The sequence below is a fragment of the Lysinibacillus sp. G4S2 genome, from assembly GCF_030348505.1.
GTDB lineage: Bacteria > Bacillota > Bacilli > Bacillales_A > Planococcaceae > Lysinibacillus.
Window position 1 is genome coordinate 17,864 of sequence record NZ_JAUCFJ010000002.1, and the last position, 14,047, is coordinate 31,910.

Sequence of the window (14,047 nt, forward strand, 5' to 3'; positions counted from 1 at the left end):
GCTCCAGGGTCTCATCTGTGACACTGATCCCTAAAGAGTCACCCAGCCTCCACTCAACTTATATTAATTTCTCCTAGCCGTAATTGTAGCTGTCGCTATGCTTTCGCTACAGATAACAATGCGTCCGGGTTTTGAATTGTGCTTTATGAATCTGAGTGAATGCAAACCTAAGGGATTAGGCCCTGTTTTATACAGTACTTAATCCTTTTGTTTTATAGACGTCATTTCTAAGAGCTACAGGAATTCGACATAAATCTGCATATTTATAGTTCTAATTGTTGTTACTAATTCTTATAATGTAAAGATTATTTGAAAAAGGAGAGGGAATTTTGTGGATTGATGGTGTTTTTTCTGGTGGCGGTTTGAAGGGGTTTGCACTGGTAGGGGCGTATCAAGTACTAGAGGCTGAAAATTTTCGTTTTAAACGGGTGGCTGGGACGAGTGCTGGAGCCATATTAGCTGCTTTTATTGCTGCAGGATATAGCGGAAAAGAAATCCAAACTATGTTAGAAGAGTTGGATGTACCTTCATTACTAGATCCAAGGAAGACAATCTTACCATTGCCGTTTATGAAGTGGGTTAATGTTTATCACCATTTAGGTTTATATAAAGGAAAAGCATTAGAAAAATGGTTTTTTCAGAAATTAGCTGCAAAAGGCGTTTATACATTCGGAGATTTACCTAGAGATTCGTTAAAATTAGTGGCCTCAGATTTAACAAATGGCAAAATGATGGTGTTACCGGATGATTTACACAATTATCATATTGATGCAAAAAAATTTTCTGTTGCAAGTGCTTTACGTATGAGCTGTGGTATACCGTTTTTCTTTGAACCTGTTACATTAAAAACAGGAAAAGGAGAATCTGTTATTGTAGATGGTGGAGTATTGAGTAATTTCCCGTTATGGGTATTTGATGATAGAGGTGGACGTAAAGTACGACCAATCATTGGGATTAAATTGAGTAGACGTAGAGAAGAGCAGCGCCCGCACGAAATTAAAAATGGATTAAATTTATTTGAAGCTTTATTTTCTACTATGAAAGATGCTCATGATGAAAGGTATATTTCAAGACGACATGAAAGAGATATTATTTTCATTCCTGTCGATGATTACAGTGCCACACAATTTGATTTAGATCAAGAGACTAAAGAAACGCTTTTAGAAATAGGAAGGAACCGTACTATTCAATTTTTAAAAACATGGCCAAGATTTAAGTTATAAAACTTTAAAAAAAAACGCTAGAAAACTATTGACGTTCTATAGGAGTAGATGATATTATATAAAAGTTGCTGCTGAACAAACAGCTACAACAATATAAAAACAAAATAACTTGTTGACATCATATATGAAACATGTTATTATATAAGAGTTAACTCTTAACAAAGAGATAACAAGATGAACCTTGAAAACTGAACAAGCAAAACGTAATCAATAAAGTTTTTAGTAGCTAACCTTGAGTTGGTGAACGAAACGAAATTTTGGACATCAAACATGATGCCAGCAAAACAATTTGAGCTAATCAAATTTCTTTTTATGGAGAGTTTGATCCTGGCTCAGGACGAACGCTGGCGGCGTGCCTAATACATGCAAGTCGAGCGAACAGAGAAGGAGCTTGCTCCTTTGACGTTAGCGGCGGACGGGTGAGTAACACGTGGGCAACCTACCTTATAGTTTGGGATAACTCCGGGAAACCGGGGCTAATACCGAATAATCTATTTTACCTCATGGTGAAATACTGAAAGACGGTTTCGGCTGTCGCTATAAGATGGGCCCGCGGCGCATTAGCTAGTTGGTGAGGTAACGGCTCACCAAGGCGACGATGCGTAGCCGACCTGAGAGGGTGATCGGCCACACTGGGACTGAGACACGGCCCAGACTCCTACGGGAGGCAGCAGTAGGGAATCTTCCACAATGGGCGAAAGCCTGATGGAGCAACGCCGCGTGAGTGAAGAAGGTTTTCGGATCGTAAAACTCTGTTGTAAGGGAAGAACAAGTACAGTAGTAACTGGCTGTACCTTGACGGTACCTTATTAGAAAGCCACGGCTAACTACGTGCCAGCAGCCGCGGTAATACGTAGGTGGCAAGCGTTGTCCGGAATTATTGGGCGTAAAGCGCGCGCAGGCGGTCCTTTAAGTCTGATGTGAAAGCCCACGGCTCAACCGTGGAGGGTCATTGGAAACTGGGGGACTTGAGTGCAGAAGAGGAAAGTGGAATTCCAAGTGTAGCGGTGAAATGCGTAGAGATTTGGAGGAACACCAGTGGCGAAGGCGACTTTCTGGTCTGTAACTGACGCTGAGGCGCGAAAGCGTGGGGAGCAAACAGGATTAGATACCCTGGTAGTCCACGCCGTAAACGATGAGTGCTAAGTGTTAGGGGGTTTCCGCCCCTTAGTGCTGCAGCTAACGCATTAAGCACTCCGCCTGGGGAGTACGGTCGCAAGACTGAAACTCAAAGGAATTGACGGGGGCCCGCACAAGCGGTGGAGCATGTGGTTTAATTCGAAGCAACGCGAAGAACCTTACCAGGTCTTGACATCCCGTTGACCACTGTAGAGATATGGTTTTCCCTTCGGGGACAACGGTGACAGGTGGTGCATGGTTGTCGTCAGCTCGTGTCGTGAGATGTTGGGTTAAGTCCCGCAACGAGCGCAACCCTTGATCTTAGTTGCCATCATTTAGTTGGGCACTCTAAGGTGACTGCCGGTGACAAACCGGAGGAAGGTGGGGATGACGTCAAATCATCATGCCCCTTATGACCTGGGCTACACACGTGCTACAATGGACGATACAAACGGTTGCCAACTCGCGAGAGGGAGCTAATCCGATAAAGTCGTTCTCAGTTCGGATTGTAGGCTGCAACTCGCCTACATGAAGCCGGAATCGCTAGTAATCGCGGATCAGCATGCCGCGGTGAATACGTTCCCGGGCCTTGTACACACCGCCCGTCACACCACGAGAGTTTGTAACACCCGAAGTCGGTGGGGTAACCTTTTGGAGCCAGCCGCCGAAGGTGGGATAGATGATTGGGGTGAAGTCGTAACAAGGTAGCCGTATCGGAAGGTGCGGCTGGATCACCTCCTTTCTAAGGATATTTTCGGAATACAAACCTAGGGTTTGTAAGATTACGTTTTGCGTTCAGTTTTGAAGGTTCATTCTTACGAATGAAATACTTCAAAACTTGTTCTTTGAAAACTGGATAAAACGACATTGAAATTGTAACAAACACATTTATTTTTTAAGTTTTTTTATAGGCTTAATAACTTGGTTAAGTTATTAAGGGCGCACGGCGAATGCCTTGGCACTAGGAGCCGAAGAAGGACGGCACTAACACCGATATGCTTCGGGGAGCTGTAAGTGAGCTTTGATCCGGAGATTTCCGAATGGGGGAACCCACTACGTTTAATCGCGTAGTATCTTGACGTGAATTCATAGCGTCTTGAAGGCAGACCCAGGGAACTGAAACATCTAAGTACCTGGAGGAAGAGAAAGAAAAATCGATTCCCTGAGTAGCGGCGAGCGAAACGGGAAGAGCCCAAACCAAGAGGCTTGCCTCTTGGGGTTGTAGGACACTCTATACGGAGTTACAAAAGAGCGAGTTAGATGAAGCGACTTGGAAAGGTCCGCCAGAGCAGGTAAAAGCCCTGTAGTCGAAAGTTCGTTCTCTCCTGAGTGGATCCTGAGTACGGCGGAACACGTGAAATTCCGTCGGAATCCGGGAGGACCATCTCCCAAGGCTAAATACTACCTAGTGACCGATAGTGAACCAGTACCGTGAGGGAAAGGTGAAAAGCACCCCGGAAGGGGAGTGAAAGAGATCCTGAAACCGTGTGCCTACAAGTAGTTAGAGCCCGTTAATGGGTGATAGCGTGCCTTTTGTAGAATGAACCGGCGAGTTACGATTACGTGCGAGGTTAAGCTTTAGAAGGCGGAGCCGCAGCGAAAGCGAGTCTGAATAGGGCGAATTAGTACGTGGTCGTAGACCCGAAACCAGGTGATCTACCCATGTCCAGGGTGAAGGTGAGGTAACACTTACTGGAGGCCCGAACCCACGCACGTTGAAAAGTGCGGGGATGAGGTGTGGGTAGCGGAGAAATTCCAATCGAACTTGGAGATAGCTGGTTCTCTCCGAAATAGCTTTAGGGCTAGCCTCGTGATGAGAATACTGGAGGTAGAGCACTGTTTGGACTAGGGGGCCATCCCGGTTTACCGAATTCAGACAAACTCCGAATGCCAGATATTTATACACGGGAGTCAGACTGCGAGTGATAAGATCCGTAGTCAAAAGGGAAACAGCCCAGACCACCAGCTAAGGTCCCAAAGTAATCGTTAAGTGGAAAAGGATGTGGCGTTGCACAGACAACCAGGATGTTGGCTTAGAAGCAGCCATCATTTAAAGAGTGCGTAATAGCTCACTGGTCGAGTGACGCTGCGCCGAAAATGTATCGGGGCTAAACGATTCACCGAAGCTGTGGATTGACATCTATGATGTCAGTGGTAGGAGAGCGTTCTAAGTGCGTTGAAGTCAGATCGGAAGGACTGGTGGAGCGCTTAGAAGTGAGAATGCCGGTATGAGTAGCGAAAGACGGGTGAGAATCCCGTCCACCGTATGACTAAGGTTTCCTGAGGAAGGCTCGTCCGCTCAGGGTTAGTCGGGACCTAAGCCGAGGCCGATAGGCGTAGGCGATGGACAACAGGTTGATATTCCTGTACCACCTCCTCACCGTTTGAGAAATGGGGGGACGCAGTAGGATAGGGTAAGCGCGCCGTTGGTTGTGCGCGTCCAAGCAGTAAGGCGTGTGTGTAGGCAAATCCGCACACTGTAACGTTGAGCTGTGATGGCGAGTCCGTATGGACGAAGTTCCTGATTTCACACTGCCAAGAAAAGCCTCTATCGAGGTGAGAGGTGCCCGTACCGCAAACCGACACAGGTAGTCGAGGAGAGAATCCTAAGGTGTGCGAGAGAACTCTCGTTAAGGAACTCGGCAAAATGACCCCGTAACTTCGGGAGAAGGGGTGCTCTTGAGCGTGCAAGCGCATGAGAGCCGCAGTGAATAGGCCCAGGCGACTGTTTAGCAAAAACACAGGTCTCTGCAAAACCGTAAGGTGACGTATAGGGGCTGACGCCTGCCCGGTGCTGGAAGGTTAAGAGGAGTGGTTAGCGCAAGCGAAGCTGCGAATTGAAGCCCCAGTAAACGGCGGCCGTAACTATAACGGTCCTAAGGTAGCGAAATTCCTTGTCGGGTAAGTTCCGACCCGCACGAAAGGCGTAACGATCTGGGCACTGTCTCAACGAGAGACTCGGTGAAATTATAGTACCTGTGAAGATGCAGGTTACCCGCGACAGGACGGAAAGACCCCGTGGAGCTTTACTGTAGCCTGATATTGAATTTTGGTACAACTTGTACAGGATAGGTAGGAGCCAGAGATCTCGGAGCGCCAGCTTCGAAGGAGGCGTCGGTGGGATACTACCCTGGTTGTATTGAAATTCTAACCCATGCCCCTTAGCGGGGTAGGAGACAGTGTCAGGCGGACAGTTTGACTGGGGCGGTCGCCTCCTAAAAGGTAACGGAGGCGCCCAAAGGTTCCCTCAGAATGGTTGGAAATCATTCGTAGAGTGTAAAGGCACAAGGGAGCTTGACTGCGAGACCTACAAGTCGAGCAGGGTCGAAAGACGGGCTTAGTGATCCGGTGGTTCCGCATGGAAGGGCCATCGCTCAACGGATAAAAGCTACCCCGGGGATAACAGGCTTATCTCCCCCAAGAGTCCACATCGACGGGGAGGTTTGGCACCTCGATGTCGGCTCATCGCATCCTGGGGCTGTAGTCGGTCCCAAGGGTTGGGCTGTTCGCCCATTAAAGCGGTACGCGAGCTGGGTTCAGAACGTCGTGAGACAGTTCGGTCCCTATCCGTCGTGGGCGTAGGAAATTTGAGAGGAGCTGTCCTTAGTACGAGAGGACCGGGATGGACACACCGCTGGTGTACCAGTTGTCTTGCCAAAGGCATCGCTGGGTAGCTATGTGTGGACGGGATAAGTGCTGAAAGCATCTAAGCATGAAGCCCCCCTCAAGATGAGATTTCCCATTACGCAAGTAAGTAAGATCCCTCAAAGACGATGAGGTAGATAGGTTCGAGGTGGAAGTGTGGTGACACATGGAGCTGACGAATACTAATCGATCGAGGACTTAACCACAATGTTTGAAACATTCAATGCACCGTTTATCCAGTTTTGAAAGAACAATTATTCTTTCATCAAGGGTTTCAAGATACGAGTAGTTCGAGGAAGAGATGGAGAGAGGAAAGGAGCGTACTCAAGTACGTGACTGACTGAACGACAGAAGCTGACGAAGAAATGCGACGTATATTGAAAGCCAAAGAGAGCTTCAAGACACAAGTAGTACAAGGAAGCAAACGAGTGAATGAGGGAGCGTACCTCCGTACGTGACCGATTGAGCGAGAGAAGCTGACGTAGTAATACGCCGTGTATTGGAGGTCGAAAATAGTCTAGTGATGATGGCAAAGAGGTCACACCCGTTCCCATACCGAACACGGAAGTTAAGCTCTTTAGCGCCGATGGTAGTTGGGGGCTTCCCCCTGTGAGAGTAGGACGTCGCTAGGCAAAGACAGTCAGCTGTGTGCTGGCTGTTTTTTTTTTATAAAAAACTTTAATAAGTTAAAACTTCCGGCAGATGTCACGGAATCGGAAAAGCGTTCTTTGTGCAAGCGCCAATCCAGACGTAATTATGCCGAGGTATAATTGATTAATAATTCCACAAAACTTGTCTAAAAATAAGATAGTCTTCAACTAATATGTATATAATAAATGATGAAGAACATTAAAAAGGCTATATTTTTATCAGTGTAAAAAAAGGGAGAAAAGGCTATTAGATTTGCTACCTTTAAAAATCTGAATTGTCTTTCTTTTATAAGTTTCTTGACAGTAGCTTAGCACGTTGTTAATCTTACAATTAATATTCTTTTAACTATAGGAGGACGTTACGAAAATGTGGGAAACTAAATTTGCCAAAGAAGGTTTAACTTTTGATGATGTATTATTAGTACCAGCGCATTCAGAAGTATTACCGAAAGATGTTGATTTATCAGTTCAACTAACACCAAAGATTAAATTAAATATTCCAATGATCAGCGCAGGCATGGATACAGTTACAGAATCTAAAATGGCAATTGCTATGGCACGTCAAGGTGGTATCGGTATTATCCATAAGAACATGTCGCTCGATGAGCAAGCTGAGCAAGTAGAAAAAGTAAAACGTTCTGAAAATGGTGTTATTACAAACCCATTCTTCTTAACTCCGACTCACCAAGTTTTCGATGCTGAGCATTTAATGGGTAAATACCGAATTTCTGGTGTACCAATCGTTGATAGTATGGAAAACCAAAAGCTAGTTGGGATCATTACAAACCGCGACTTACGTTTTATTTCTGACTATTCTTTAAAAATTGAAGATGTTATGACAAAAGAAGATTTGATTACAGCTCCTGTTGGAACGACTCTAGAGGATGCTGAAAAGATTCTTCAACAATATAAAATCGAAAAGCTACCAATTGTAGATGAAGAAGGTAAATTAACTGGATTAATTACGATTAAGGATATTGAGAAGGTAATTGAGTTCCCTAACGCTGCAAAAGACATACATGGTCGTTTATTAGTAGGGGCAGCAGTTGGTGTTTCAAAAGATACGATGATACGTATTGAAAAGCTTGTTGAAGCACAAGTAGACATCGTAGTAATCGATACAGCTCACGGTCATTCTGAGGGTGTACTACAAACGATTCGCTCAATCCGTGAATCTTATCCAGAGCTTGAAATTATCGCTGGTAACGTGGCAACAGCTGAAGGTGCACGTTCATTATTTGAAGCTGGAGCAGATGTAGTGAAAGTTGGTATTGGACCAGGATCTATTTGTACTACTCGTGTCGTAGCTGGTGTAGGTGTACCACAAATTACAGCTGTTTACGATTGTGCAACAGTAGCACGTGAGCTTGGTAAAGCAATTATCGCTGATGGAGGCATTAAATACTCTGGAGATATTGTTAAAGCTCTAGCGGCAGGTGGTAATGTTGTAATGCTTGGTTCACTACTTGCAGGTACTTCTGAATCTCCTGGTGATACTGAAATCTTCCAAGGTCGTCGCTTCAAGGTTTACCGTGGCATGGGTTCAATTGGAGCTATGGAAAAAGGTTCAAAGGATCGTTATTTCCAAGAGGATGCGAAAAAATTAGTACCTGAGGGTATTGAAGGTCGTCTTCCTTACAAGGGACCTCTAGCGGATACTATTTATCAACTAATCGGTGGTATTCGTGCAGGTATGGGCTATTGTGGTTCAGCTAACCTTGAGTTCTTACGTGAAAATGCTCAGTTTGTTCGAATGACAGGTGCAGGCCTACGTGAATCACATCCACATGATGTACAAATCACTAAAGAATCACCAAACTATTCGATGTAATATATTACTAGCAACTTTTATGCTCTCGAATCGTCTACAAAGATGGCGCGAGAGCATTTTTTTTATGATAGAGAGTGCGCACGGACGGTACTTTCTATGATAAAATGTCGAGGACAAGATTATTTTTTGGAGGGCTTTAAAGGTGAAAAAGACAATGAACACAGTTATTCGCTTGCTCCTAATTCCTGTTTTGTTATTTAGTGTTTTGGCAGGTGTTCCTGCAAAGGCAAATGCAGAAACAGATTTAGGATTAAATGTGGATGCTGCGATTTTAATTGACGCAGATTCAGGTAAAATTTTATATGAGCAAAATGCAGATACTTCACTAGGTATTGCGAGTATGACAAAGATGATGACTGAATACTTGTTATTGGACGCAATTAATGCAGGTACAGTTAAGTGGGATCAGGAATATCATGTAACTGATTATACGTATAAAATTTCTCAAAACCGTGCGTTAAGTAATGTACCATTACGTAGAGATGGAACTTACACAATTCGTGAATTGTATGAGGCGATGGCTATTTACTCTGCAAATGCTGCTACAGTGGCTATTGCGGAAACAATTGCAGGTACTGAAACTGAGTTTATAAAATTAATGAATAAAAAAGCGGAAGAGCTTGGTCTTAAAGACTATAAATTCGTAAACTCTACTGGACTTAACAATGCAGATTTATTTGGTATGCATCCAGCTGGTACTGGACCAAAAGATGAAAACGTAATGCCTGCTAAATCTGTAGCAAAATTAGCATATCATTTACTAAAAGATCATCCAGAGGTATTAGAAACGTCTAAAATTGCAGAAAAGACGTTCCGTAAAGGTACAGAAGATCGAATTGAAATGAGAAACTGGAACGATATGTTACCTGGATTAGCAAACCATTATGAGGGCGTTGACGGGTTAAAAACAGGTACAACAGACTTTGCTGGACATTGCTTTACAGGTACTGCAACGCGAAATGGTACACGTTTAATTTCTGTTGTTATGAAGGCTGTAGATGAAAAGGGAGAAGGCACAAGAAAAGCTCGCTTCGATGAAACAGCTAAATTATTTAACTATGGCTTCTCACAATTCTCGAAACAAGAAATTATTCCAGCGAACTATAAGTTTAAAGATCAAGAAACAGTAAAAGTTACAAAAGGTAAAGAAAAGAATGTAGCGATTGCTGTTAAAGAACCAGTTTCATTTATGGTAAAGTCATCTGAAAAAGATTTATATAAACCTAAACTGGTATTAGATAAAAAGAGTCTTGAAGCAGAGGTTAAGAAGGACACAGTTGTCGGAAAGGTAGTTATTGAGCGCTCAGAAGGCACAGATTACGGTTTTATTGACGGTAAGGACCTTTCAGCTGATGTTGTCACTACAGAGGCTGTAGAGCGTGCTAATGGTTTCTCATTATTCTTCCAAGGTATTGGTAGCTTCTTCGGAAACTTATGGGACGGTATTACCGACTTTGTTGGTGGCTTATTTTAATAAATAATGGATAGAACACGTAGATGTTTTCAAACATCTCGTGTTCTTTTTCACGTTTCCACGCTTTACTGCATACGCTAATAGGCGAAAGGATGTGTGGCTAAATGTGTGGTATTACAGGATGGGCTAGCTTTCAAAAGGATTTAAGAACAAGTGATAGAATTCTGAAGTTAATGACGCAAACGTTAAATAAACGTGGGCCTGATGATGAAAATATTTGGTGTAGTGAGCATATTGCATTTGGCCATCGACGGTTAGCTGTCATAGATTTGATCGGTGGAAAGCAGCCGATGATGAAAGTACATGATGGAGCAAACTATGTCATTACATATAATGGCGAGCTTTATAATACAGAAGAATTACGGAAAGAGCTTCAAAATCGAGGGCATGTTTTCACAACACATTCTGATACGGAAGTGTTATTAACCGCTTATATTGAATGGAAAGAGCTGTGTGTTGATTTTTTAAATGGAATTTTCGCTTTTGGTGTATGGGATGAACAAGCACAATCGCTTTTTTTATGCCGAGATCGACTAGGGGTAAAGCCTTTGTTTTATACAGAGCTTCAAGATGGCTTGCTTTTTGCATCCGAGGTGAAAGCATTATTAGCTCATCCATTGATGAAAACAACAGTTAATGCAGAAGGTCTAGCAAATATTATGGCTGTAGGACCGTCTAGAATGCCCGGAAAGTCACTTTTTCAAAATATTGATGAGCTACGTCCAGGATATGCAATGCGTTTCTCTAGAGAAGGGATACGCATTTGGCAGTATTGGCAGTTACAGAGTAAACGGCATGAAGAGTCATTAGAAGAAACAATCGATCATGTCCATTTTTTGCTAACTGACGCTATTGAACGACAGCTTGTTTCAGACGTACCGATTTGTACCTTTCTTTCAGGCGGTTTAGATTCCAGCATTATTACTGGAATTGCAGCAAACATGTTTCAGCAACAAAACAAAGGTACACTTCATACGTACTCTATAGACTATGAGGATAACGAACGTTTCTTTAATCCACATGCTTTTCAAACATCCACAGACACGTATTGGATTCATAAAATGACAGATACCTTTAGTACTACACATCACGCTGAGGAAATTTCTCAACAGCAATTAATCGATTTGTTAGTAGAGTCTGTCATTGTTAGAGATTCACCAGGGATGGCCGATGTAGATTCATCCTTATTGTGGTTTTGTCGAGAAATAAAAAAGGACTTTACCGTTGCACTATCAGGTGAATGTGCGGATGAAATTTTCGGTGGTTATCCATGGTTTACAGAAACGACTACAGGATTCCCTTGGATTCGTTCACTGTCTGAAAGGTCAACAATGTTACAAGAGCGGTGGCGTAAGAAATTAGCAGTTGAATCATATGCACAACAAGTATATTCGCAAACAATTGCTGAAGTACCATATCTTGATGGAGAGAGTATTGAGGAAATAAGGCAACGTGAAATGTTTTATTTGAATATGGTATGGTTTATGCAAACATTGCTGGAACGAAAAGACCGTATGAGCATGGGGGCAAGTCTTGAAGTTCGTGTTCCATTTGCAGATCATCGCCTTGTGGAATATGCGTGGAATATTCCGTGGGAAATGAAAAATTTAGGCGGTATAGAAAAGGGGTTGCTTCGTAAGGCAATGCAACATTTATTGCCAGAAGAAGTTTTATATCGGAAAAAGAATCCGTACCCTAAAACTTATCATCCAGTTTATACAGCAGGCGTTCAAAAATGGCTAAGAGAAATAATGAAAGATAAAAATTCAATTCTTCATGAATTATTTGAGCGACAGAAGTTAATAGGGCTAATTGAATCTGGCGGCAGTTCTTTCAAAGTTCCTTGGTATGGACAATTAATGGCTGGCCCGCAGCTTTTGGCTTATTTGGGGCAAATTCATACATGGTTTAAGTTATATAATATTCAACTAATTGAAACATAATCAATTTCAGTGGTGAGAGTCATCTGTAGCTGACGTTTCACTTTCGCTACAAAAAACATTTGTAGCTGACGTTTCACTTTCGCTACAAGAAACATTTGTAGCTGACGTTTCACTTTCGCTACAAAAAACATTTGTAGCTGACGTTTCACTTTCGCTACAAGAAACATTTGTAGCTGACGTTTCACTTTCGCTACAAGAAACATTTGTAGCTGACGTTTCACTTTCGCTACAAGAAACATTTGTAGCTGACGTTTCACTTTCGCTACAAGAAACATTTGTAGCTGACGTTTCACTTTCGCTACAAGAAACATTTGTAGCTGACGTTTCACTTTCGCTACAAGAAACATTTGTAGCTGACGTTTCACTTTCGCTACAAGAAACATTTGTAGCTGACGCTGCGCTTTCGCTACAAGAAACATTTGTAGCTGACGCTGCGCTTTCGCTACAAGAAACATTTGTAGCTGACGCTGCGCTTTCGCTACAAGAAACATTTGTAGCTGACGCTGCGCTTTCGCTACAAGAAACATTTGTAGCTGACGCTGCGCTTTCGCTACAAGAAACATTTGTAGCTGACGCTGCGCTTTCGCTACAAGAAACATCTGTAGCTGACGTTTCGCTTTTACTACAAAAAAAACTTGCTGGATGAAGATATAGAAGGAACACCCATCAACCTTTAACTTGAGGTTGATGGGTGTTTTTTCTGTATATCCCAACAGTCCATTAGCTTTTCAATGAATGATTCTATTTCATCTACAGGTATACTTCCAAAACCTAGTAAAAATTGAGCTTGTGAGGGTGTGGAGTGATCCAGGCGATAATCAGATAGTGGATAGATTTTGATTTCCGCATTGGAGGCAAGCTGCTGTAATTGCTTTTCAGACAAAGCATGCTGTACATCAAGTAAAATATGCATGCCTGCTTGCTCGCCAGTAATTTTAATTTGATTAGAATAGTTTTCTAAAATAGAAGTGAGTTTTTCATGCTTTTTTCGATAAACCTTCCTCATTCGATTTAAATGCTTTGCAAAGTGACCATCACGCATAAAATTAGCTACGATGTGTTGATCGAAACGAGGTACTGTTGATGAATAGTAATTAAATACATCATTATAAGTAGTAAGTAATTTTGGCGGAAGTACAAAATAAGCAACACGCAAAGATGGCATTAAGGATTTTGTAAAGGTACTCATATAAATGACTTTATCATTTCGATCTAATGCATGAAGTGCAGGAATTGGTTTTCCAGTATAACGAAATTCGGAATCGTAATCATCTTCAATAATGTATCGAGTGGAGCTTTGTGCGGCCCAATTTAAAGCCTGTGCACGTCTTGTTGCTGATAATACGGCTCCTGTTGGGAATTGATGTGATGGCGTTATATAAACAACGTCGGCACTAGTTTTTTCGAGCTCATGAATAACAATTCCTTCATCATCGACCGCAATTGGATAGACTTTTCGTTTATGCTGTGAAAACATACGATGTACAGCTGGATAGCCTGGGTTTTCAAGTGCAAAGCAAGTTTCGTCCCCAAAGAGGCGCAATATCATTGGTAGAAGCTGTTCTGTTCCTGAGCCGATGACAATTTGCTTGGGACTACAAACAACCCCGCGTGATTGAAATAAATAATTAGCAATCTCCGTTCGTAAAGATAGTTCTCCCTGAGGCTCACCCGTTAATAATAATTCCTTTGAGGCATCATCAAAGAGCTCTTTCGCATATTTCCGCCATGTTTGAAATGGGAAGGCATCGATATCAATAGAACCAGGATTAAAATCTATCTTGTACGATTTTTTCTTAGGTTGTTCGTGTAAAGAAGCTATTGTGTCTTGCTGAATATACGGAAGTTCGTCAATTTCCTCTACAAAATAACCAACGCGGGATTTAGACATAATATAGCCTTCTGCAAGTAATTGTGCATACGCAATTTCAATTGTTGTTTGAGAAATATTCAAAAAATCGGCTAATTTTCTTTTTGATGGTAATTTTTCTCCTACTGCTATTTTCTTTGTAATAATAGCTTCTTTAATGCCGCTATAAAGCTGGTCATAGAGCGGTTTTTCACCATTTTTTTCTAGCTGAAATAATAGCATGTCCATGTTCTTTCACTCTCCTGACCCTATGATTATTTTGTAAACTGGATATTTTTATATGGTCAATTTC

6 protein-coding genes and 3 rRNA genes are annotated in these 14,047 nt (G+C 42.4%); 7 read left to right on the forward strand and 2 right to left on the reverse strand.

The features are described from left to right. The first annotated feature begins 329 nt into the window (after positions 1-329). The 7 genes from QUF91_RS00430 (at position 330) to asnB (ending at position 11,885) form a co-directional block, all read left to right on the forward strand. Entirely contained in the window at positions 330-1,223 is an 894-nt protein-coding gene (locus tag QUF91_RS00430) for a patatin-like phospholipase family protein (protein ID WP_289416450.1), read from the forward strand. A 309-nt stretch (positions 1,224-1,532) separates the two neighbouring features. Then, a 16S ribosomal RNA gene (locus tag QUF91_RS00435) occupies positions 1,533-3,084 on the forward strand. A 181-nt stretch (positions 3,085-3,265) separates the two neighbouring features. Continuing rightward, a 23S ribosomal RNA gene (locus QUF91_RS00440) occupies positions 3,266-6,193 on the forward strand. 310 nt (positions 6,194-6,503) lie between these two features. Then, a 5S ribosomal RNA gene (gene rrf / locus QUF91_RS00445) occupies positions 6,504-6,619 on the forward strand. Together the 16S, 23S and 5S rRNA genes form the textbook arrangement of a ribosomal RNA operon. A 385-nt stretch (positions 6,620-7,004) precedes the next feature. Beyond that, entirely contained in the window at positions 7,005-8,468 is a 1,464-nt protein-coding gene (gene guaB, locus QUF91_RS00450) for an IMP dehydrogenase (RefSeq protein WP_285395035.1), read from the forward strand. 142 nt (positions 8,469-8,610) lie between these two features. Continuing rightward, entirely contained in the window at positions 8,611-9,942 is a 1,332-nt protein-coding gene (locus QUF91_RS00455) for a D-alanyl-D-alanine carboxypeptidase family protein (RefSeq protein ID WP_285395033.1), read from the forward strand. Between the two features lie 104 nt (positions 9,943-10,046). Next, complete coding sequence (gene asnB, locus QUF91_RS00460; RefSeq protein WP_285395031.1) at positions 10,047-11,885, forward strand: asparagine synthase (glutamine-hydrolyzing); 1,839 nt, start codon at positions 10,047-10,049, stop codon at positions 11,883-11,885. Here asnB and QUF91_RS00465 read toward each other — a convergent pair. Then, positions 11,867-12,598, reverse strand: coding sequence for a hypothetical protein (locus QUF91_RS00465; protein ID WP_289416454.1), 732 nt, complete (start codon positions 12,596-12,598; stop codon positions 11,867-11,869). The genes asnB and QUF91_RS00465 overlap by 19 nt on opposite strands. Then, positions 12,559-13,983: a MocR-like pyridoxine biosynthesis transcription factor PdxR gene (pdxR, locus tag QUF91_RS00470; RefSeq protein WP_289416456.1), complete on the reverse strand. Its 1,425-nt coding sequence runs from the start codon at positions 13,981-13,983 to the stop codon at positions 12,559-12,561. Before pdxR ends, QUF91_RS00465 begins: the two co-directional genes overlap by 40 nt. Positions 13,984-14,047 lie beyond the last annotated feature (64 nt).

Coding starts and splice junctions, on each gene's coding strand:
- guaB (WP_285395035.1), top strand. CDS start 7,005: ATGTGGGAAACTAAATTTGCCAAAGAAGGTTTAACTTTTGATGATGTA.
- pdxR (WP_289416456.1), bottom strand. CDS start 13,983: ATGGACATGCTATTATTTCAGCTAGAAAAAAATGGTGAAAAACCGCTC.
- asnB (WP_285395031.1), top strand. CDS start 10,047: ATGTGTGGTATTACAGGATGGGCTAGCTTTCAAAAGGATTTAAGAACA.